The 22,606-nt window shown below is 51.3% G+C and carries 23 protein-coding genes; 5 read left to right on the top strand and 18 right to left on the bottom strand.

Features of this window, described 5'->3' with window-relative positions; translation table 11 throughout:
* Positions 1 to 141 precede the first annotated feature (141 nt).
* From AC1DWB_RS03625 to AC1DWB_RS03595, 7 genes are all read right to left on the bottom strand, one after another.
* The gene (locus AC1DWB_RS03625) at positions 142 to 783 is read right to left on the bottom strand and encodes a response regulator (protein WP_477539666.1); all 642 of its coding nucleotides are present in this window, start codon (positions 781 to 783) and stop codon (positions 142 to 144) included.
* 3 nt (positions 784 to 786) lie between these two features.
* Complete coding sequence (locus AC1DWB_RS03620) at positions 787 to 1,815, bottom strand: sensor histidine kinase (RefSeq protein ID WP_477539760.1); 1,029 nt, start codon at positions 1,813 to 1,815, stop codon at positions 787 to 789.
* Positions 1,816 to 1,850: 35 nt separating this feature from the next.
* A complete protein-coding gene (gene liaF, locus AC1DWB_RS03615) occupies positions 1,851 to 2,498 on the bottom strand; it encodes a cell wall-active antibiotics response protein LiaF (RefSeq protein WP_477539665.1) in 648 nt (215 codons plus the stop codon).
* A 183-nt stretch (positions 2,499 to 2,681) separates the two neighbouring features.
* Complete coding sequence (locus AC1DWB_RS03610) at positions 2,682 to 3,431, bottom strand: PspA/IM30 family protein (RefSeq protein WP_477539664.1); 750 nt, start codon at positions 3,429 to 3,431, stop codon at positions 2,682 to 2,684.
* A gap of 3 nt (positions 3,432 to 3,434) precedes the next feature.
* Positions 3,435 to 3,899: a PspC domain-containing protein gene (locus AC1DWB_RS03605; RefSeq protein ID WP_477539663.1), complete on the bottom strand. Its 465-nt coding sequence runs from the start codon at positions 3,897 to 3,899 to the stop codon at positions 3,435 to 3,437.
* Positions 3,896 to 4,570, bottom strand: coding sequence for a PspA/IM30 family protein (locus AC1DWB_RS03600; RefSeq protein WP_477539662.1), 675 nt, complete (start codon positions 4,568 to 4,570; stop codon positions 3,896 to 3,898). Before AC1DWB_RS03600 ends, AC1DWB_RS03605 begins: the two co-directional genes overlap by 4 nt.
* A gap of 48 nt (positions 4,571 to 4,618) precedes the next feature.
* Entirely contained in the window at positions 4,619 to 4,918 is a 300-nt protein-coding gene (locus AC1DWB_RS03595) for a LiaF transmembrane domain-containing protein (RefSeq protein ID WP_477539661.1), read from the bottom strand.
* Between the two features lie 287 nt (positions 4,919 to 5,205).
* Here AC1DWB_RS03595 and AC1DWB_RS03590 point away from each other — a divergent pair, with 287 nt between their 5' ends.
* Entirely contained in the window at positions 5,206 to 6,078 is an 873-nt protein-coding gene (locus AC1DWB_RS03590; RefSeq protein WP_477539660.1) for an ankyrin repeat domain-containing protein, read from the top strand.
* A gap of 2 nt (positions 6,079 to 6,080) precedes the next feature.
* Positions 6,081 to 6,467, top strand: coding sequence for an ankyrin repeat domain-containing protein (locus tag AC1DWB_RS03585; protein WP_477539659.1), 387 nt, complete (start codon positions 6,081 to 6,083; stop codon positions 6,465 to 6,467).
* Between the two features lie 298 nt (positions 6,468 to 6,765).
* On the opposite strand, the gene AC1DWB_RS03580 is transcribed toward AC1DWB_RS03585, so the two are convergent.
* On the bottom strand, positions 6,766 to 7,746 hold the full coding sequence (locus tag AC1DWB_RS03580) for a Gfo/Idh/MocA family protein (RefSeq protein ID WP_477539658.1): 981 nt from the start codon (positions 7,744 to 7,746) through the stop codon (positions 6,766 to 6,768).
* 230 nt (positions 7,747 to 7,976) lie between these two features.
* On the opposite strand from AC1DWB_RS03580, the gene AC1DWB_RS03575 reads away from it, so the two are divergent.
* Entirely contained in the window at positions 7,977 to 8,450 is a 474-nt protein-coding gene (locus tag AC1DWB_RS03575) for a hypothetical protein (RefSeq protein ID WP_477539657.1), read from the top strand.
* 24 nt (positions 8,451 to 8,474) lie between these two features.
* On the opposite strand, the gene AC1DWB_RS03570 is transcribed toward AC1DWB_RS03575, so the two are convergent.
* The 3 genes from AC1DWB_RS03570 to moaA form a co-directional block, all read right to left on the bottom strand.
* Positions 8,475 to 9,668, bottom strand: coding sequence for a GNAT family N-acetyltransferase (locus AC1DWB_RS03570; protein WP_477539656.1), 1,194 nt, complete (start codon positions 9,666 to 9,668; stop codon positions 8,475 to 8,477).
* 566 nt (positions 9,669 to 10,234) lie between these two features.
* Entirely contained in the window at positions 10,235 to 11,533 is a 1,299-nt protein-coding gene (locus AC1DWB_RS03565; protein WP_477539655.1) for a molybdopterin molybdotransferase MoeA, read from the bottom strand.
* A 3-nt stretch (positions 11,534 to 11,536) separates the two neighbouring features.
* Positions 11,537 to 12,541, bottom strand: coding sequence for a GTP 3',8-cyclase MoaA (gene moaA / locus AC1DWB_RS03560; RefSeq protein WP_477539654.1), 1,005 nt, complete (start codon positions 12,539 to 12,541; stop codon positions 11,537 to 11,539).
* 260 nt (positions 12,542 to 12,801) lie between these two features.
* Here moaA and AC1DWB_RS03555 point away from each other — a divergent pair, with 260 nt between their 5' ends.
* Positions 12,802 to 13,203 (top strand): response regulator, encoded by a 402-nt coding sequence (locus AC1DWB_RS03555; protein ID WP_477539653.1) that lies wholly within the window; start codon positions 12,802 to 12,804, stop codon positions 13,201 to 13,203.
* A 134-nt stretch (positions 13,204 to 13,337) separates the two neighbouring features.
* On the top strand, positions 13,338 to 13,745 hold the full coding sequence (locus AC1DWB_RS03550; RefSeq protein ID WP_477539652.1) for a response regulator: 408 nt from the start codon (positions 13,338 to 13,340) through the stop codon (positions 13,743 to 13,745).
* A gap of 60 nt (positions 13,746 to 13,805) precedes the next feature.
* On the opposite strand, the gene AC1DWB_RS03545 is transcribed toward AC1DWB_RS03550, so the two are convergent.
* The 7 genes from AC1DWB_RS03545 to AC1DWB_RS03515 form a co-directional block, all read right to left on the bottom strand.
* Positions 13,806 to 14,564 (bottom strand): sugar phosphate isomerase/epimerase family protein, encoded by a 759-nt coding sequence (locus AC1DWB_RS03545; protein WP_477539651.1) that lies wholly within the window; start codon positions 14,562 to 14,564, stop codon positions 13,806 to 13,808.
* Positions 14,565 to 14,682: 118 nt separating this feature from the next.
* The gene (locus AC1DWB_RS03540) at positions 14,683 to 15,561 is read right to left on the bottom strand and encodes a helix-turn-helix domain-containing protein (RefSeq protein ID WP_477539650.1); all 879 of its coding nucleotides are present in this window, start codon (positions 15,559 to 15,561) and stop codon (positions 14,683 to 14,685) included.
* A 77-nt stretch (positions 15,562 to 15,638) separates the two neighbouring features.
* On the bottom strand, positions 15,639 to 16,382 hold the full coding sequence (locus AC1DWB_RS03535; RefSeq protein WP_477539649.1) for a phytanoyl-CoA dioxygenase family protein: 744 nt from the start codon (positions 16,380 to 16,382) through the stop codon (positions 15,639 to 15,641).
* 136 nt (positions 16,383 to 16,518) lie between these two features.
* The gene (locus AC1DWB_RS03530) at positions 16,519 to 17,400 is read right to left on the bottom strand and encodes a carbohydrate ABC transporter permease (protein WP_477539648.1); all 882 of its coding nucleotides are present in this window, start codon (positions 17,398 to 17,400) and stop codon (positions 16,519 to 16,521) included.
* Between the two features lie 25 nt (positions 17,401 to 17,425).
* A complete protein-coding gene (locus AC1DWB_RS03525) occupies positions 17,426 to 18,358 on the bottom strand; it encodes an ABC transporter permease (protein ID WP_477539647.1) in 933 nt (310 codons plus the stop codon).
* 66 nt (positions 18,359 to 18,424) lie between these two features.
* A complete protein-coding gene (locus AC1DWB_RS03520) occupies positions 18,425 to 20,044 on the bottom strand; it encodes an extracellular solute-binding protein (protein ID WP_477539646.1) in 1,620 nt (539 codons plus the stop codon).
* 155 nt (positions 20,045 to 20,199) lie between these two features.
* Entirely contained in the window at positions 20,200 to 22,563 is a 2,364-nt protein-coding gene (locus AC1DWB_RS03515) for a helix-turn-helix domain-containing protein (protein WP_477539645.1), read from the bottom strand.
* Positions 22,564 to 22,606 lie beyond the last annotated feature (43 nt).

Raw genomic sequence — 22,606 nt, 5'->3', positions numbered from 1 at the left:
CGCTCATCCGTCTACGTTCTCCTTTATTCCCGTTACCTACCCTTCGTACTCGCCAATAGAGATTGGGCTGGTCGTCACTCGCCTCTATTGTATAACCTGCAACAGCTTTAGTCAAAATGAACATTAAGACACCACTGCCTGCTATTCCGCTAGTCCGTTCTTGAACGCATAGATAGCCGCTTGCGTACGATCTTCCACACCCAGCTTAGCCAAGATGTTCGTGACGTGGAACTTCACCGTCTTCACCCCGATGAACAAGTCGTCCGCGACTTCCTGATTGGACTTGCCCTTGGCAATGAGCCGTAACACTTCCATCTCCCGATCAGTCAGCTCTTCATGTGGAGCCGCTTCCTGCTTCGGTTGGCGGAATCGGTTCATCATCTTCGCTGCGACCTGTGATTCGAGAATCGATTGGCCGCGTGCTGCGGCGCGGATCGCTTGAGCGATCTCAGAAGCGCGGGACGTCTTCAGCAAATAGCTGAATGCGCCTGCTTCGATAACAGGATACATCTTCTCGTCGTCCAAGTAGCTGGTCAGAACGATGACCTTGCAGTCCGGGTGCTGCTGAAGCAGCTTGCGGGTCGTCTCGATCCCGTCCATGCCATCCATAACCAAGTCCATTAATACGACATCCGGCCGATATTCCAGCGCAAGGCGGATCCCTTCGAGCCCATTGCTGGCTTCCCCTACTACTTCGATCTGATCCTCTGTTCCAAGAACAGCTGCCAACCCGATCCGTACCATCTCGTGATCATCCACGAGCAGAACTTTGATCTCATCCATTACTCACATCTCCCCTTCTTCTTCCGCCAATATAGGTACTCGTATTTCGATCCGGGTTCCTTTGCCAGGCGCAGTAATGAAGTGAACCGTTCCCCCGATCTCGTTCACCCGCTCCTTCATCGATTGTATGCCGTAAGAGACGTGTTTGCCCTCGTCCAGAACGAAACCAACTCCGTTATCACGGATGGATAAGCGGATGTTATCCGAAGGACGAACGAGCTTGAGTTCCATATGGGTCGCCTTGGAATGTCGTAACGTGTTCGATAATGCCTCCTGGACGATGCGGAACAAGTGATCCTCGATGCCCTTCGGCAGCCGAATACGTTCGTCCATATCCCAGGAGATGTCAATCGGCACCTTCGCCTGTAGCTCCTGCAAGAGCTCCATCAAGCCTTGAGAGAGTCGCTTGCCTTCCAGATGCACCGGTCGTAGATGCAGCAGCAATGCCCGCATCTCGGATTGCGCCACAGATGACATCTCCTCGATCAACGCTATCTGCCGCTTCGCCTTCTCGAAGTCCTTATCGAGCGTCCTGCCGACCGCAGTCGCGGTCATCGAGATGGCGAACAGCTGCTGGCTGACAGCATCGTGCAGATCGCGAGCTAGCCGCTGGCGCTCTTCCACAACTGCAGAGAGGCGAGCCTTCTCAGCCAGCTCCGCATTATTCGTCGACAGCCGTTGAAGCGATGATACCTGCTCCTCCCACTTCGTACTGATACGGCTCAACTGCTCACCCAGACGCCCGATCTCATCGTAGCCGAGCTGCGGGATCGGACGGCTGAGGTTGCCTTTCTCCAAATGCAGCATAGAATCTCCAAGCTGCTCCAACCTACGCTTCGACCGACTGCTTGACCAGAAGCCGTACACCCCGCCAATCAGTACAACAGCACCGATCAGCAGCAAGCTGAATCGAATCCCTTCCACCCAGGACGGGAAAGGGCGAATATAATCGTAATAGTACAACAGATAGACGACCATGCCGAACATCGTGAGACTTAGAAGGATCGATTCGCCCATACTGCGCCATATCATATTGGTCAGTTTTTTATCCAACGGCCGGTCCCCCACTACACGATTTTTATGTCAATATCCCCTATGAGGTAGGAGACGATCAGTTTCACCTTTTGATCACTCGAAGCGTAGTTCGGTGATTCCCATACAATCTTGTTCAAGACGCCGGTTTCCTTCTCGCGAGCTACGTCGATTTGCCCTACGATGACAGAAGCGGTCACGCTGACACCTAGGTCCTCCGGTACGATAATATCCACATCGCCCAGTACACCTTGCAGGACAAGTGTCGTTTCCTTCTGCTCGGGCAGAGCGAGTGACAAGTCAATGTAGATTTCACCGATCAGGTTCCACATGCTGGCGTTTTTGAGCACCCATGATTCCTGGTTCCATTTAATGCTTTCGATGAAATTATGCTTCTGGTAATGCCCTTCTCCGCGATGCGCCCGCTTGGAATTCATATAGAACAACCCGAGCGAGATCAGCACAATCGCGAGAATAAACGTAAAGTGTCTACTGAAAAAAATAACGACTCCGATGCCCAGAATCAAATAGCCTGATTTGTCCGGTGACGTTCGAATCTTGTACAACCCTAACAGAACGAGAACGAGGGCGGCAGTGGTAAAAAAACTTAAATAATGATCCATCAAAATAAACAACCCTGCTACGATCAGCACCAAAGCTGTATTCCGATTTCGTTGATCCATTGCCGCACCTCCTTAATCATATTTCAAATGAAAGTCTCTTCGCAATCACAGGGTGTCCACGCTGCGTTATCATAATTCGGTTAAGATGGAGAAGAGCCATAGAGGCGACGTTCGGCCGTCCTATGGCTGGCTTTACTTAGAATATCACAGTTGGTTAACGCCTTCCAAGCTTTTGTTTGCAGCTTACTCGGCTGCAGCAGCGCTTACGGCATTCGATTCGACTGGAATCGATGTAGCAAGAGGTGCTGCGAGCGGTGCTTCAGGCTGCAGTTTCGCTTTCAACAAGGCCAATTGCTGATCGACCTTCTCCTGCTTCGCGAAGTCTAATGTAGGTGCTGCGCTCAGAGCAGACGATGGGATGAATGGCTTGCGGGTGATTTCCGCTTCTACTTCCATCTGCATAATCTTCTCTTCCATGCGGTGGAAGCCGCGGGAAGCACTGCCGCTCTCGATCGTGTTCGAGTAGCTGACTTGGGCCATCTGTTTCTTGGCATTCGCCAATTGAGCACGGGTAACGAGCTCGTTGCGCTTGTTGCGCATCTTGTAGAACTCATCCTTCATGTCATGCAATTGTTGCAACAATTCATCGGCCTGACCTTTGGACTGCACATGCATGTCACTATATTCGACAATCTTCTGATCGTAATACAGCTTCTCTTCCAAGGCTTGACGTGCGCTTGCCTCCTGCCCGTTCTTCAGAGCTTCTCCCGCTCTACCTTCCCGATCGGCGCTCATGCGAACTGCCTCGTTCAGACGTTCTTGCAGCTTGCGCTCATTGGCGATTTGACGGGCAACCGTCACTTCAGCTTGAGCGATCTCTTCCTCCATATCACGAATGTACTGGTTCAACATCATGATCGGGTCTTCCACCTTATCCAACAACTCATTTACCGACGCCTTCGTCATATCTTTAATCCGTTTGAATACTCCCATTTTTTACACTTCTCCCTTCTCATAGTTAGACAGTTTAGTTTTCAATTCCTGAATTTCTTTCCACATGGCCTTCTTCTCGATATCTTGCATGACATCATCCAAACGCGATTGCTCGGCTGGCGGGACTTTGGAAAAGGATGACATGTTATTCGCAGGGTACGTACTCTTCATGGTGTTGCTACCGAACATGGTACCTTGACCGTAGCCAGACATACCCGCTGACATCGGTGCCCCAGCTGTGCCATACTCGTTCCAACCGCTCATCATCGGAGAGTTGAATGTGGGCTCCTTCGGGATAATCAAGGCTGCGATGAAGTAGATCGCGATAAGAGCGCCCCCTGTGAAGAACGTCGTTACTACGACGACCAGTCGCAGCAACGTAGCATCCACGCCTAGCATATCCGACAGGCCTCCGCACAATCCGAGTACCTTCCTGTCTCTCTGGGAACGATATAGCTTCTTGCTCATTTCAACCAACCTTCCTTCTCGAGCTTGTTCCGCAGGTTTTGCATCTCGCGCTCCAACACTTGCTGAACGGCAGTACCTGCTTGCGATAGCTCACGGCCCATCTGCCGGACATCCCGTAAGGAACGAGCTTCGAATTCCATGTCCGAGATACGTTCCTCGAGACGGGTGAAGGCTCGGCCTCCAGTTCCTTCGCTCATCCCGCTCATGCGGGCATTCATCTGCTGCTGCAACCGTACCGACTGCAGACGAGTCATGTAGTAATGGCGCTTGCTGAGCACTTCGTCGAAGTCTTTCTTCAGTTGGACGAGACGCTCCTCCAGCTCTACGATCGATAGCTTGCTCTGTTCGTATAGTCCGGCGTACCGTTCGTACGTTTCTTCATGCTGCATCTTCTCTTGTAAAGCTAACTTCGCCACTTGCTCTTCGCCAGCCTTCAAAGCCAACATCGCTTGCTGTTCGCGCTTGTCTTTCATTTGCTCCGCCGTCATCACTTGACTGCGAATCGTCTGAGCGTGCACCATCATTTGTTGGTACAGTCGTTCGGATTCTTGAATTTGCTGCTTTTGAGCGGTTAAGTATTGGTCGATCAATCGAACCGGATCTTCCGCATGCTCCAGCTTCTCATTCAGCGTAGCAACTGTAATGTCTCTCACCCGCTTCATCAGGCTCATCGATAGGTTACCTCCCTTAAGACTTTTTCCATTTAATCGAATCTGACACTAGTTGACGTTCGGACTTCGCTTGAGTAGGGTGACACCGTACCCGATCAACCCGGCTGCTATGATGATGGCGAACAGACCTGAGAACTTGCCGAGAAGAGCTAGCAACCCAATGACCAGAATCGCCCATCCCCAAAATTTACTGCCGTTCCGGATGCCGATGTAACCTAGCCCGATCATGGCAATTGGGAACAAGTACCCCAGTAGATGCCCTAAGCCGAATCCCAGCTTGCCGATCAGGATCAGACCTCCACAGACGATCAGGAACAGCGCCCATCCTGTATTCCGATTGATTTTCATCGTACTCACCGCCTTTCGTTGTTTGCGTGTTGTTCATGTCTTTATTCTAGGTCATATCGCAATTGTCTAAAACGGACCACCGACGGTTTCTGTACTGGACCTTGGTCGAGTGGACGAGCCCACCCCGCGGTACGTTCAAGCAAGGCCTGAGATGGGCACATCTGAACAAGTTGGAGTTGAGGCTAGTTGTTACCGTTTTCACAGAGGGATATTGCGCATATAGGCATATTATGGTAACGTAATAATGTAATAAATATTACACTACATGATTTAGCGAGGCTTCTACCATGAGCAGGAAAAAGAACCCCAGACAAACGGTGCTTGTCGTGCGCTTGAACGACACGGATCTATCGGCCGTAGATCTGTTAGTTGAAGCCGGCTTAGCGCAAAGTCGCTCCGAGGCCGCCTCTCAGTTGATTGCCGTGGGGGTGCAATCGTCGGAGGATCTGCTGCTGCGTGCCAAGGATTTGGCCAAGACCGTGCAGAGCTTGAAGAACGAAATGCTAGATGCGGTGAAGACCAAGAATGCGGAGCGAGTAAAGCAATTGCTCAGTAAAGATTCCGGACTCGTGCACGCTAATAATGAAGAAGGACAAACCGCCGTCCTTCTCTCTGCCTACTATCATGCCCATGAAGTTAAGGACTTGCTGCTGGAGCGAGGACCGGAGCTGAATCTGTACGAGGCGGCTGCCGTTGGAGCTACAGAGCGGTTGAAGGAGCTACTGCACCATAAGCCTCAGCTAATCGGTGTCCTTAATGCGGATGGGTACTCCCTGCTTGGATTGGCCGCATTCTTCGGCAATGAAGAGACGGTACGGGTTCTGCTCAACGCGGGAGCCGATATCAATCAGCTTAGCCAAGACGGCAAGCTGAACAATACGGCGCTTCACGCTTCTATCGCAGGCAATCATGAGAGCATTGTCAGCTTGCTTGTATCCAGCGGAGCAAATGTGAACGCGGCTTGCCAAGGCTCGATCCGTTCCGGGTTTACTCCGCTGCACGTCGCCGTTCATTTCAACCGCTTGGCCGCGGCCAAGCTGCTACTGGAGCACGGAGCGAATCCAACTATTCTTAATACAGATGGACTAACCCCTGCCAGCTATGCGGAGCAGAAGGGAAATCAAGAGATGATTAGCTTGTTAGAAGGAGAGGAGCATTAATAATGGCCGAAACATTGAACCCAGAACTCGTCAAAGAATTCGTTTATCATGCGCATGGAGATTTCGTGAAGGTGCAGCTGTTGCTGGAGCAAGAACCCGGCTTAGTGAACGCAAGCTGGGACTGGGGTGGCGGTGACTGGGAGACCGGACTTGGTGCAGCGGCGCATACGGGGAGAACAGACATCGCTGTCTATTTACTGGAGAAGGGTGCAAGAATGGATGTATTCGCAGCCGCTATGCTGGGGAAGCTGAACATCGTGAAGGCTTATCTGGATAACGATCCGGCGCTGCTGCAGGCCAAGGGACCGCATACGATCCCGCTGCTTCAGCATGCCAAAGCCGGCGGTGAGCAAGCGAAGGCGGTTCTTGCGTACTTGGAGAACTTGTAATAGCTAAACCGTCGATTCATTCCTAAATGTAGCATAATCGGCCGTTCCAAGTGAAAAGGACCCTTAGTCATCCCCACAAAGTGAAGCGAAGCTCTGTAGTATTTCCGAGTACTTTGTGGGGGCCCCGGGTTTCAAACATCTTGTTTGCCTCCCTTGATTATATAAGGGCTTTCGCAGTATGGAGGTTCAAGCCAAAACTCGCCAGGGTCCTCTTTTTCACTTCCCACTCCTAGGTCCACAATGAATTGACAATCTCAAAAGCCGCGCTGCAGCTCTCTCAGCGCGGCCTCCGGGCCGATTATACTTCTATAGCTAACTCACTACCTACGCGGTGCGACTCATACATCGTATTGACCACGTTGACGACGCTGCGCGCATATTCGCCAGAACATCCCGGCTCATTGCCGCTCGCAATCGCTCCAATCAAATCCTGGAACTGTAAGACGAACGAATTAACCGCACCCGCCATCTCCACCGGCTCGTATTGTCCATTCTGGCTCAGCCACAGTCCGGCACCTGTAGCGAGTTTCATCATGCCGCCTGTGAACAGAAACTCCGCTTCATTCCGGTTTACGCCGCCATGACCGCTTTGTGAGATCGTGGCTGCTACACCAGAGGCCGTCTCCACATAAGCAATTCCACTGGACTCCACATCGCCAATCGGAAACCCATAAGAGAATGATGCTTTCACCTTCACGATCGGACTACCGGTAATCCACTGCACACGGTCGATGGAATGCGTGCCCAAGTTCGTGAAGATCCCGCCACCCGCTTGTGCTTTCCAATAGCACCATGTTGGCCGATTCGGCTGATAGTAGGTCAAGTGCCGGGAATCGGTAATCATAATCAGATCGCCCAGCTGCTTGGATTCAATGATCGACTTCGCCACGATATTATCATGGATATAATGTATCGTATGTCCGACAAGCAGCTTCACATGATGACGTGCTGCCGCTTCCATAATAGCGTTGCAGTCTTCGAGTGTAGGAGCCATCGGCTTCTCCAATAACAAATGACAGCCTTGCTCCGCACACCAGACCGACACTTCCCGGTGCAGGAATGGCGGCAAAGTGTTTACGACGATGTCCGGCTTCTGCTCCAGCACCATTTCCTTATAGTCTTGATAGGCTTTCGTCCCGTACTTCTCGGCAGCGGCTACCGCCCGCTCCAGAACGACATCGGCCACACCCGCAAATTCCAGCTCTGCCATCCCCGCAATGGCCTGCAAATGTCCGCTGGATATGTTCCCCGCTCCGATAATCGCTACTTTGTATCCCATACAAGAAGCCTCCCGATGTTTGTCACGCTCCCTACCAGAAGAGCGGCACATGGCACCGTCGCTAGCTGTTCGGGTAGCTTATTAAGCTTATTGTAGAGCTTCTTCCATCAACTGGACAAGTCTATTAATCGTCTCTAACACCGGAACATCGGCAGCTCAACGCATAAAATAACCCAGACAGTACAAGCTAGTCCAAAGTATCTTCCATTCTCTCCAAAAGGGGCATCGCCATGACCATACCAGGCACCCGATTTGCCACTCGACTACTCGTAAGTTTGATCATCGTAATGGCCCTCACCCTATACACCTCCCGAGTTCTGACCGTTCATGCTCAACCTGCCCAAGTGGAAGTATTCGATGTGTCGAAAGGCCGAGTCGTAGACAAGTTCGACAACTCGCCTGACATTCGTCGGGAAGCGCTGAACTGGATCGGCTCCATCTCTGATATCGTCACGAGCGTGAATCCCGAGCCTAAAGAAGGTATCATCGTGGGCATCGCCCTGGACCCTCCGCTGTTTGTGCAGAATAAATGGATGCAAGATCACGCGGCAGTACTATTCGTTATAATCAGCCGGGCCACAGTCAACCATCCCACGTTATTGCTGATTGACGATAAGAGTAAGCCGCATCTTTTCCAAGCTCAAGTTGATCTGAGTGATTTTGTGAACAAGCATAACTTGCAACGATTTCTGCAACAGCCGTAATCCCCAGCCCACAACTAAGAATAACTAGAAATAATCGGACAAATAGGTCGAGCTTCGAGGAATGAGCCGCTCCAGCATCGCAACTGTCTGCTCGTCAGCAATTAGAAGTCCGAACCGTTGCAGCTCACCAGGCCGCTTATAACCCATCAGCATAGCGGTCAACGCCCGAATGTCACAACGAACCTCGGCGGATGATCGCGCCCCCTCCTCCACTTCACCATAATCTGCCCCAGCTACTTGTACCGTCCCAGCGCTCAGAACGTGAACGTCGAAACGGCCATTATTCCACTCCGCCTGTCCATCTTCAACAAGCAACATAAACCGCTCACTCTCTCCAGGTGCGACAAACGCATACTGCGTCAGAAATGCGGGAACATCAACAATCCGGGCCATGAAATACGGCTCCGTCTCTTGCTTGACTCTAGGGTTGTGCAGCAAAAAAGAGAGTGGGTCGTCCACAGGGGTTTGAACTGTAAGCTGCTCGAACATCGAATCATGATTACCGATGAATTTCCAGAGACCATACCAGGCATCCATATCCAGCGCTACGAATTCGCCCACCTTCAAGTGTTTGTTCTTGACTTCGTATAGCAAGTAACCGGCTGCATGTCCTTCCTCATTCTTATAGACGACCGCCCGGCCCGCCTTCCTCTTGAACACTGACTGATTCCACCAATGCTCGTCCCTCACCAACATGCCGTTATACCGCGAAGCATACGAACTGTACAGATCGTGTAACAAGGTCCAATCCCGAGCCACCCGCTCCACAGAGCCCGATGCTGGTACTCCAACTGGCAGATGCGAAACGTTCAACTCATATTGAACATAATCGGTATACAGCTCCCAGCCGAACTTCCTATAGAACGGAATAGAGAATGGATGCAAGAAGGAAATCGTCTGGCCCTGGTCCTTCATCACCTTCAGTCCGTTCGATAATAATTGACCCACCATCCCCTTCCGCCGAAATTCAGGCCATGTCGCTACGCTCGCCACACCGCCCATAGCCAGCTTCCGTCCATTGATATACGTATGCATTGGATGGATCGTCATCTTGGCGGCCATCTTGCCATCCACGAAGTATCCCCAGATCGTTTCGGGCTTCGAATACGCCTTTCTCTCGGCTCGTTCCTCCAGCGTCAGCTCATATTGGAAGGCAAAGCTTGATAAATCCAGGCTTTCATCCATTTCGTCTTGTCGTAAAATACGAATTTCATCCATACCCTAACCCTCTTTCCCATAATAAGTAAAAATTCACGGCACAACTTAATTTGTATACCTAGATGACCAATTAATGGAGTTATCTTTCACAAAAAGACGAAACCGTCGAAGTGTTGTCCTAGTCAATTCCAGTTGCCTGCAGGTCTGTAACAAAAATGGCATCATCGGCTATGTATCTCCCGAAACTTATACTTTCATGCATGTAAAAGCTCGGCGTTCCCTTGCGGGAATGGCCGAGCCTTTTGGATTTGTCAGCAAATCCGGGCGCCTGCACAGGGCTAATGTCCAGTCTCTTAGGCAAAAGCGGCATATGCTGGACTATCAAGACTCGAAAGGGGGATGCTTGCATGGGAGTTGTTGGTGGATTCCACACAATGATTGGCATAATTCTGGTACTATTCATCCTGTTGGTCATCGTTTTAGAGGGCTGCTGTTTCTAATCTCGCCTTCATATGTCGCAGCCTGAAGAGCATGCCCAGCGCCATGAGGTGCTGGGCATGTTTGATTCACGAGCAGCGTGAATTACGACGGACGCGATGCAAGGCGACATAAGCGGCAGAAGTACGCTAAAGATTAATACCGCTGCCTCCCATTGCCAGTACATCAACAAGACTGCCTGGATGAATACCTTCTCCGCCTGGCGGCACTACAATGAGATATTGTGCATCCTTCAGCGAGAGCAGGTCACTCGATTTGTTCCCGCCCGCGGGACATACATAGAGGGTGCCCGCAACGACTCGAAGCTGCCCCCTGACGAATCGCTCATAGGCGATACCCTTGATCGCATCGCCCTCCAGAATCGCCTGGATCGGTCGAACACCATCGATAACGTCCCCGCCTTGCATGCGCAGGAGCGCGGGACGAACCATCAGCTCGAAGCCTACCATACATGCACCTGGGTTGCCTGACAGCGCGAACAACAGACGGTCGTTCCAAACCCCGACAGTGGTTGGACTGCCTGGGCGCATCTGTACTTTATTGAACAGCAATGTACCTTCCCATTGCTGGAACAGTTCGACCATTACATCATAGTCGCCGACGGAAACGCCTCCGCTCGTAATGACGGCATCGTATTCACCCGAGGTGAGCGCCTGCCGAATGATCGGAAGGACGTCTTCCAGCCGATCGGACACGGCGCACAGCAGCTCCGCCTCGGCTCCGGCCGACAGCGCCAGCGCGGCGAGCATCGCCGAGTTGCTGTCGCGGATGCGGCCCTCCGCGAGCGGCGAAGGCGTCGCGACCGGCATCAGCTCCGCGCCGGTCGCGAGCACGGCCACACGCGGTCGCCGCCACACGGCGACGCGGGCATGGCCGAGCGCCGCGAGCACGGCGACCGCGCCAGCGCCGATGCGCGTGCCAGCGGCGAGCAGCCGCTCGCCGACCGCCGCCTCGTGGCCGGCCGGCGTGACGTTGGCGCCCGGCGCCACCGGCTTGCCGAGGCGCACGCGGCCGCCCTGCGGTGCCTGAGCCGCCGCAGGGGGCAAGGCATCGGTCATCTCCAGCATGATGACCGCATCCGCCCCTTCCGGCACAGGGGCGCCGGTCATAATGCGCGCGGCTTGACCCGCGCCGATAGGCGCTTGCGGCACATGGCCGCAAGCGATCGTTTCCGTGACGTCCAGCTCAGCGGGACGTCCGGGTTCCGCGCCGGCGGTGTCGCGCGCGCGCACGGCGTAGCCGTCGACGCCGGAGCGACGGAAGTGCGGGACCGGCTGGTCCGCGCACACGTCGTACGCCAGCCGGCGGCCCAAGCTGTCGAGCAGCGGTACGTGCTCGACGGCAAGCCCGGCCGGCACATGCGCGGCGATCCGCCTCCGCGCCTCCAGAACGGATACCGCTGTTCTACTCGGTATGTGGCGATTCACGGCTCACCCGCCGATCTGCGACATGCGCCGAACAGTCGGGGTATGGGACTGAGCTTCCTGCGACAACGCTTGCGCCATCTCGTGGTTGAGCGGCTTCACATCCAACGCACGGAAGAACATTTGCTCCATCCCGGCTGTATCGCCTATATACGTCCGCACATTAAATTCGTCCGTCCAATACAAGCAAGGCTTGATGTTGCCATCTGCTGTCAACCGCAGTCGGTTGCACGTTTCGCAGAAATGGTCGCTCACCGGATGAATAAGCCCGAATGTGCCCTTAGCTCCTTCAATACGATAGTTGCGGCTAGGTCCGTTGCCATACACGTCGCCGAAGGGAGCTGTTTCCCAGCCGTTCGCCGTACATACATCCAATACCGTAGATAGCGGTACATACTTATTTCGCCAACCGTCGTCCTCGTGTCCGATTGGCATGTATTCAATAAAGCGCACCGTCAAGTCGCGCTCCATCGTTAGCTTCAGGAAGTCGGCGATTTCATCATCGTTCACGCCCTTCATCAGCACGACATTAAGCTTGATCGGCTGAAATCCGACCCGTACGGATTCCTCAATCGCAGCTAGCACTTTGTTAATATCCCCACCGCGAGTAATGGTCGCGAACCGATCCGCACGCAGAGAGTCCAGGCTGATGTTCACCCGGGTTACACCCGCTTCCTTGAGTCTTGCCGCCTTAGGTGCGAGAAAGATTCCGTTCGTCGTCAATGCAATATCCTCGATCCCTGGAATAGCGGATAGCCTGGCGATTAACGTTTCAAGGTTTTTGCGGACAAGCGGCTCTCCGCCCGTAATGCGCAGCTTCCGCACGCCAAGCCGAGCCAATACACCCACAACTTCGGTAATCTCGTCGAACGTCAAGATGCGGTCGTCCGGCTCGAATTCCATACCTTCTGCCGGCATGCAGTACACACACCGGAGGTTGCATCGATCTGTGACGGAAATACGCAAGTAGTCATGCACTCGGCCAAATCGATCCACTAGTGTTGGTTCCATGCTACCCCCTCCTCCTTGATTGAGTCGTTTGTTTCCTTTATTTTAACATAGGAACGACGATTGTGAGGTACAAAAACAAAAAGGGCTAAACGACATTTTTCAACCCCGTTATTGAGCATCTATGCCATAAGTCCTATACTTCAACAAAGAAAAGGTGCCGTGAGTAACTTCTCAATCCGGTGATCGACCCCCTAATATAGTAAGTAAGTACTTAATAGTAACTCCGGACGATTTCACAGCCGTGGGAAAAGGTGATCAACATGCACACTGTAATGATCGTAGACGATGCCACATTCATGAGAACCATATTAAGAGATATCGTTTGTGAGATCGGCTGCAGTGTAGTAGCAGAAGCCGTCAACGGGGAAGAAGCGGTCATTAAGTACAAGGAGATGCTGCCTGATCTCGTCACCATGGACATTACGATGCCGCTTATGGACGGGATTACTGCTCTGCGCAAGATCAAAGCGATCAATCCACAGGCCAAAGTGATCATATGCTCCACGATGTCTCAGCAGCCGGTGGTGATTGAAGCTATTTATTGGGGTGCAATGGATTTTATTACCAAGCCCGTACAGAAAGAACGCGTACAGAACACCGTTCGCAAAGTATTGGAACTGAGCGAGGACGACAAAACATCCCCGACTTCATCGGGTCTATGAATCTATGGAAACCGTTCTTCGGTTAAGCCCACATCCTTTTTGCATCGCGCCCAAATACTCGTTCTAAGAAAGCGTTGGCTTTAATAGATTGGTATAGAAGGGATAAGCGAGTAACTGCGAAAGGGTGTAATCCCGTGGCGAAAATAATGATTGTAGACGATGCCGCTTTCATGAGGGCGATATTAAGTCAAATGCTTCGCGAATTCGGATATGACGTCGTTGCGGAGGCGGCGAGCGGCGAGGAAGCGATCCAAATGTACAGTAAATCACGGCCAGACTTAGTTACGATGGATATAACGATGCCCGATATGGACGGCATTACCGCGATGCGGCAAATACGCATACTCGATCCAACAGCTAAGATTATCATCTGCTCGGCTATGTCGCACCAGCAAGCCGTTATAGATGCAATCGCAAGTGGTGCCCGAGATTTCATTGCCAAGCCGCTGCAAAAAGAACGGGTATACAGTGCAATCGAGCGAGTGTTGGCCGAGGTAAGTGCTGAAACTGCACCTGCCAAGCAACACCTCACATTAGAATAGCAACCTATACAAGAAACCCCCATTCCAACACCTGGACGGGGGTTCTTACATGTAGCCACATTATTTCGCCGCATTCACCTTCGCGACTATTCGCTTGAGTACGGCCGCGTCCTGTAGGAACTGCTGTGGCGCGTCATCCTTCACGAACTCCAACATCACATATCGCTTATCACTTGGCGGCAGCGCCTCCAAGTAACTCAACCAAGCTTGCTCGCCTTCCTCCAGTGGATAGCGCAAGCCCGGTGTAATCCAATACGCGTGAATGTTAGCCAGCCAAGGAGTCAGCGCAGCGATACCAGGCAAATACTCGTCCGTATTAATCGTAGGGAGCGGCTGCCAATAGATGAAGGCGTTAGGATGGTCAACTCCACGCATAAGCCGAAGCGCCGACTCCAGCGTATCGGTCAACGTATGCCCGTGGAATTCGAAACCGATCCGAATACCTACAGCTGCAGCTTGCTCAGCAATGGCCCGTGTGTCTTGAATGACCGTCTCCCACCAGGATTCGTCTGCGGCCTCAGAGCCCTTGTCGCCCGCCCAGACGCGGATAATCGGAGCGCCTAGCGCCACAGCCGATTCCAACACGTCGGCAAAGTTCGTATGACTCCCCACGCGGTAATACGACCCATAGGAAGCCACCTTCAGGCCAGCGGCAGCCGTCAGCTCTCTTACCTCATTAGCTGTCTTCACATTCCCTGGGGGCACATGGATGTCCCCGCCCCACTCGATCGCATCCAGACCAGACTCGACTACAAGTGAAATAATTTGCTGCGGTGTCAATTGACGAAACGTCACGGATACTAGTCCGGTATACAGCATCTGACATCAACCCTTCCCTCATTGAGCTTGTTGCACATGATCATCCTTCTATTATAACGCTTTCAGCGCATTTCGGAATATATAATTCCGTCAAAAGGAAGACAGGGCAAGCGGCTGATCATTCCTTCGCCTCTCGTCGTCCTTGCTGCTGGTATTGACGAGGGGAACAACCGTATTTGCTCTTGAACACCCGCTCGAAGTGGGTGAGGGTATGGAAGCCTGAGGCGAAGCAAATATCCGTGATGGGCCGTCGTGAGGCTAGCAGCAGCGCGGCTGCAAATTCAACTCGCAGATTCTGCAGGTAATGCTGGAACGTGGTGCCTGTCGTCTGCCGGAAGCAATAGCTGAAGTAGCCCGGGGCTAGACTAGCTTCGCGGGCGGCGTCTTTCAGGCTCAAAGGCTCACGGAAGTGATGCTGAATGTAGAGCAGGGCACTTGCAACGGCGATATGACCTGATGCCGAAGCTGCTCCCCCCGGGAAACTCCGGTTATCCGAACCGAGCTCCCGCTGTCGCAGCAGTTCGATCAGAATGCGCTCAAGCGCTCCTTTCACCATCAGCCGCTGGCCGGTTCTGAGCTCCCGTACCTCTCGATCGATAATCTGGTACTCCTTCTCCACCCACTGCAGCGTTTCCTCATCCAGCTCAAGCATCCGGCTTGCATTCCCATCAAGCAACAGCTCGCGCAAATCGCCCACTAGCATCTCTTCCGAGAATATCACATTATAAATGTGCATCTCAGCACCAGGATCAGGGTATACCTCGTGGAAATCAGCAGGAGTAAGCAGGAACAAGCTGCCTCTGGAGAGGGCGTAGGACACCCCGTTCACGATGTTCGTTCCGCTCCCCCCTACAATGACACACATCTCATAGAACTCGTGCCAATGAAGCGGAGACGGCTCCTGCAGCTTTTGCACGAATATATTGAACGACCGGTTAAGCTCCATATACTGCTCATTCAATAACCGCGTCGGCTGCACCGTTTTCTCCCGCACCATCGACAGTTCCCCTTCCGCTTACTTTGAGTCTGTCCGACGAATGCAATTCGGTGAATCTCGAACAGACTCCTAGGTCGTTATACGTTCTCGAATGGACTCCCTGCTACATCTCGTCCACGGGCCAGCCACACCTTATGAGTCGGATTCTTCTCTGGAATGACACGCGCTTCTGTTGAGAAATAGCGCATCGTATACCCGCACCTGCGATAATCGCTTGTATTGGCCTTCGCTCCATGTATGATCCGACTGTCGTGCAACGAGCATTCGCCACGTTCCAGCTCGAAGTATACGGCTTGTGAATCATCGATATTTTTCACTTGCGAGTTGAACAGGTTATTGCTTTTGTCCACAGCTTCATATTCAGAGAATCCGTTGTTATGAGTGCCCGGAATGACGCGCATGCAGCCATTCTCTTGATTGCTGCGGTCGATGGCCAGCCACACGGTTACGATGCTGTCGAAACTGCTAATCCGACCTTTCCAGTAAGCGGAATCCTCGTGCCAGGGCGTGGCGCGCCCTACGACCGGATCCTTGCAGATGAAGTGACTCGACCATAATCCGATATTCGGCCCCAGAATGGGCTCCACCAGATCCAACACCTCATCCGCCAACAGAAACTCCAGCAATCGCTCATCGCGAAAGTGCGGGGTATCCAGCTCATCTGACAGCTTCTTGCCCTTCAGCGCCAGTTGCTCCTCGAAGATATCCGTCAGGCGACTCAACTTTTGTTCAGAGAAGAGCGGCTTTTTGTACAACAAATATCCGTTATCCCTATAATAGGCTGTATCCTCTGGTGTTAGCAAGCTCGTATTACTTTGCATGAAAAGTCGCCTCCGTCAATCGATTGTAAGTTCATCCTAACTGTAGCAAATCGAGTATAGAAGGCGCTCATCATTCCATCCGGTATACTTAGCATATTATCAGATCTTATAGCGGCGGACGCGACGAATCTTACGTTCACCCTTTCAAAGCACCAACCATGACCCCTTTGACAAAATACTTTTGCACGAATGGGTACACGAGCAGGATGGGCAACGTCGCTACGATAATCGTTGCATACTTGATCGACTCGCTGATTTGTGCGATCTGATCCATATTGGCCGAACCGAGCATCGCATCCGTCGAGTTGGAGATCAGAATTTCCCTTAATATGAGCTGCAGCGGGAATAGAGCTCGATCCTTCAGGAAGAGAGACGCATAGAACCAGCCATTCCACTTCTCCACCGCATAATACAGCGTCATAACGGCGATCACCGGCAGTGAGAGCGGCAGAACGATGCGGGTGAAGATCGTGAAATGATTCGCCCCGTCGATCTTCGCCGATTCCTCCAGGCTGTCGGGGATCGCCATGAAGGCCGTTCGCATAATAATCATGTTGAACGTATTCAAGGTGAACGGAATAATGAGCGACCATAAGGAATTCATAAGTCCGACGCCCTTGACGATCATATAAAACGGGATAAGCCCACCACTGAAGAACATCGTGAACACGATAATGAACATGAACGTTTTATTCCAGAACACTAGCTTGCGCGACAGCACATACGCCGTCATTGCGGTCACGCTCATGCTGACAAGGATTGCTCCGATCACGACGAAGAGCGTATTCCCATAGCCTCTAAGAATACTCGGATTCTCGATCACCTTCAGGTAAGCGTCCAAGTGGAACCCGTACGACTTCCAGAGCAGACCACTATGTGCAATCATCTGTCCGCTGTTGCTAAGAGAGGCTAGGAGCACATAGATTAACGGGTATGCGGTGAGAATCATGAGAACAGTCAGAACCAGAATAATGATCCAATCGGCAATCCGGTCGGTGAGTGTCGGCTTCAATACCATGTTGTAGTCCTCCTTTTCATAACAACTACCATAAGCTGTTCTCGCTGACTCTGCGGCTAATGTAGTTCGCTGCGATGAGCAGCGCCAAATTAATGATAGAGTTGAACAACCCTACAGCCGTACTGAAGCTCCAGTTGAACTCCAGCAGCCCTTTCCGGTATACGTAGGAAGAAATCACATCCGCTGTATCATAAATGGACGAATTGTACAGTAGGATGATCTTCTCGAATCCTACGTTCAACAGATTCCCCATGCGCAGAATGAGCATAATCGTAATCGTTGGCAATATGCCCGGTAGTGTAATGTTCCACATTTGACGCCATCTGCCTGCCCCATCCATGCGTGCGGCTTCATACTGCTCCTGATCGATGCCGCTCAAGGCGGCGATATAGATGATCGACTCCCAGCCGATTCGCTGCCAGATCTCCGAAGCGATGTAGATTGGGCGGAAATAATCGGGGTTCTGCAGCATAGTCTTGCCATCTCCCCCGAAGTACGCGAATGCTGAGTTAATAATGCCGCCGCTGTTCGTGAAGTCTTTCACGATGCCGCATATGACGATCAGCGAGATGAAGTAAGGCATATACGTAACCGACTGCACGATACGCTTGAACTTATTATTGCGCAGTTCGTTAATGAGCAGAGCCAGAATGATCGGTGCTGGAAATTCGAATATCAAGGTGTAGACGCTGATTAGGACGGTATTCTTGAGTATACGCCAGAAATAATAGCCGCTGAAGAAATCCTTGAAATGTGCGAAGCCTACCCACTCGCTGTTCAAGATACCCGTATTGGGGGAGTAGTCTTTGAACGCGATAATAGCCCCATACATCGGGCCGTAATGGAAAATAAAATAGTAAGCCAATGCCGGAATCATCATGACATACAGCAGCTTGTTACGCAGTAAATCCTTGAGGAGAAACTGCTTCCATCCGATCTTGCGAGTCGTCGTTTCCATCTCGTTTCTCCTTTCTTGAATAAGAAACAGGGAGGGATGTAACCCTCCCTGTTACTACAGTCGTGCTTATCGCTTGTTATATCGATCCAGGGCAGCTTGTTGAATTTCCACGGCGCGATCAATCTTGAGAGATTTCAGCCGATCGAGGAATTTATCATATGCCTCAAGCGGATCGGTTCCGAGCACGATACGGATCGTCGTTTCATCCACCAGAGTGTTCACCTCTGTCATGATCTTGGCCATCTCTGAGCTCTCCTCCGGTGTTGGCGAAACCGGTGGCAGCATATATTTGTCTACATCCGTCTTGAACCAGGTGGTGACGGCATCTCTCTGCTGAGGAAGTGCGGCGAACTGCTCATAATAGCGTTTGTCCTGAATCGTCGGGCCACCTGTCGAGCGCGTGTATAGACCCAGATTCAAGGAGTAGTCTTTCTTGATTAAGTCGGTGTAAGTCGGATAACCGTTAATCATCGTATGTGTCAGGCCTTCAGCCCCGAAGTTGAAGAAGATGGAACCCTCTGGGCTATATCCGTAATCCAACAATTTCACAGCAAGCTCCTGGTTCTTACTCTTAGGCGAGATGGCATACGTACCGCCGTTCGGAGCCGTGTAATCCTTCTGACCGAACTTCGGCTTGTCGCCTTTCTTCAATACCGGGTATGGCGCCCCGACCAAGTTATACTTCGGGTTATCTTTAACCGCGCCCAGCCATTTCCCGATACCGCCGCCTGCGAGAGCGTACGTTGCGCCGGATTTGCCAGACGTCATGTTGGCATCCTGGATTTTGCCATCGACCGTAGCAATATCTTTGTCCAATAAGCCTTCGGCATACCATTTGCGCATTGTAGCAAGGAACTCCTTGTACCCCGGTTGTGCAGGACCGAACTTGACTTTGCCACTCTCCATATAGAAGCCGCGGGTTACACCGAATGCGCCGATTATAGTCCCAGTAGCCAATCCATCGAACAGCCGCGGTACGCTTCCGAATGTAAGTGGGGCTGTGGCGCCTTTCTTTTCTTTGAACGCCTTCAGCATCGTATACCAATCGTCAATCGTTTCAGGCACAGTCAAACCCAGATCATCCAGCCAGTCCTTTCGGAGAATCGGTCCTCCGTACGTTTTCAGCCATTCATCCCCACGAATGAAAGGAAATGCGTAATAGGAACCATTGTCCGTCTTGATCTGTTTGTCCACATCTGGATGTTCTTTGAGATATTTCTTCAAGTTCGGCGCGAATTTATCGATCAGATCATTTAGCTTGAGAATATTGCCGTCTTTGATCGCCTTCTCAGGACCACCTGGATAATCATTCAACCAGTTCCATTCAATAATGTCGGCATACTCGCCAGAAGCGAACATGACATTCAACTGCTCCTTCTGCTGATTGACCGCTGGTGAGATGTATTTCTCCTTGATGCCGGTCCGCTTGGCCAACTCTTGAAAGATCGGCCAGTTGCTCACTTCTGGAGTTACAGCTAGCTGAGCTCCACCTGCTACGTACCAGTGAGTCAACACTGCGTCAGTCTTGATCGGATAGGAGGTTGCTGCTGCCTCCGCTCCCTTGGTACCATCCGGCGACGTACCCGGGTTGGATGTATCGGTACCCTTGGAGCAGGCAGCCAGCACGGTTCCACTCATCATGATGGTCGCCAGTGCGATGACCGAGCTTTTGGATAATGCGCTCATACGTTCATTGACCTCCTCATAATCTTTATTCCCTGTCGGGGACTACACACCTGATTATGCGATAGAGAGGTTTCCGGCTCTATAGTCAGTACATCCAAAATCATGCGCAAATTCATCGCTAAACATCTCAAAATATCCAATTCAACCGTCGAAAATCATTCCAACACTTTATATTTGCCCGGCGTAATCCCTTCCCATTTCTTAAACGTACGCATGAACGTATTCATATCGCTGAAGCCGCAACGGCTGGCCACTTCTTGCAGTGGAGCACGCTCCAGCTTCAACAGCTGCTTTGCTTTCTCAATGCGAATCTTATTAATGGCATCAGGTAAGCCTTCCCCAGTCTGATCCTTGAACAGCTTGGAGAGATACGTAGCCTTCATACTGAACTGCTCCCCTAGCAGGGATACGTTCAGATTCGTGTCCTGGTAGTGGCTCTCAATATAGCGAATAATCGACTGCGTGAACTGCTGAAGCTCATCTTGTTTATGCCTATTCTTGTTGGCGCAATTCTTGGCAAGCGTGTAACGGCATACCTCTTCCAACATGATACCTAGCTCGCGGTGCATATCCGACACTGTTTCGGAAGCGACCAGCTTCTCAATTGCCCGGGGATTGTTAGCAAGGAACGTTTCCTGTATATCTCCAATCTCCTGAATAGTCTTGACGAACGTGCTGATCAGATCGAATAGCAGACACTTGGTCAGCTCAACCGATAGCGTAATCCGATTGAAATTCCGGTCCATAATATCGTCGAGCGTTCGCCGAGCTTTATCGACATCCCCAACCTTGACGTAATTGATAAGCTGTTGCTCTACCTGCAACGGGAAGAAGTAGCCATCCTTCAGATCCGACAAGCTGTCGAATTGCAATTGGTCGTAGACGATGATCTCGCGCTTTCCCATGACAAGCTTGTATTCCATCGCATCCAACGCTTCTTTGTACCCCTGTGCTATACCGGCAAATGAGCCATGAAGTCCGCCAATTGACACCGTCACGTCGATTTCAAACTTAGTTTTCAGGAATTGCTGTGCTTCCTCCGCAATCTGGATAATCTCATCATGAATACGATTTTGATCAAGCGCTTTCATATTGATGAGGCAAGCCATCATATCGTCAATTTCTGTCATATACCCGTTATGCTTTCGCTTGGCGACCAATTCCTCCACAACGTTTGTAGTAATGAATTGCAGCAGCTTCAGCTTGTCAGGAACCGTCATTTCCTCCATCCGCTGAAAAAACTTGTAGTTATCCTCCAAGTAGAAGAGCACTACACAAAAATCTTCCTCTTCAAACCTCAAATCGAAGGCCGAAAAAGCCTCCTCATTCGGAATTTGACTCTCCAATCTGCCTTTCATGACTCTAGTCAAGAAGTTGGAGCGCAACTGATATTGCTGCTGCTTCATTCGAAGTTTGATTTGATCCTTTTCATCTAACGTCTTGGATAACGCATTCTGGATGAACAGAAATTCATTGGCGCCTTTCTCTACCGATACCCCAACGTGCAGCGCCATCGCTTGCAGCAACTTCCCGAGCGGCTTGTAATTACGTCGGAGAAAGATGAGCGTTAACAAGACTCCGCCAATGACACTGAATGCGATGCTGGAATAAGTCAGATTACGGACATACTGAGCTTCCTTCCATACCATTCGACTCGGTGTAACCGTTAGGTAGGTAAGACCGGAATTGTCAGACTTTCTGTATGTAAACTGTGACCATTCTCCCTTATAGCGCTCGTTGAAGCTCCCTCGATCCCCGATCAAGTTGCCGATTGGAAACGCAGATCGATCCATAGGACCATTGGAGACGAGCACCTGCTTCTGCTCATTCAACACCATGACCTCGCCGCCATTGAACTGCTGCACATTATCGATAGCCTTGAACAGTTGCTTCGTATCGATCATCGTTACAACCGATCCGACAGGCTGATCGTTGCTATCTGCCGGGAAGGAACTAATCAGATTGACGAAGCTGCGCTTCTGAGTCCCCTCCGACTCCAGGGTACTCAGCAAATACTGTCGAGAGCTTGTGCTCCGAACCAATTGTGACCAATCCTTCTGGCTAAGCAAACCGCCCTTGTACAGATACTCGAATGCCATTTCACTAGAGCGGTACAAGTTGGGCATGATGACAAGATCTCCAGTCGCCCAATAAATATAAAATTCGTAGAACATGGAGTAAGAAGCTTTATAATCCCTCAAGTCCTGAACAATCTTATACAACTCATAGCGATAATCATCCCGATAAAATTTATTGGAATAAAATAAGTCCTGCACCCGCACATTCGCATATATTTGCATCGTCAGCCGCTTGGCCGCTTCCATCTCATTGTCCACCACTTCCTGCAGTTGACGAATGAGCGAATCGTTCCCACGGACGATCTGGTTTTCTAATGTAATCTTCGTTTGCCAATAAACAGCCGCGCTGAATAAGATTGGGACGAACAGCACGACAATATAGGATAAAAGCCATGTCATCATCACACTTTTCCTGAACATCCATACCTTCCTAATATTCATTCATAATCAACTCCAATGATTGTGATCGTATTACACATCGTAG

The sequence above is a fragment of the Paenibacillus sp. P4_E11 genome (assembly GCF_056401635.1).
This window is presented reverse-complemented; position numbering and strand designations above follow the sequence as displayed.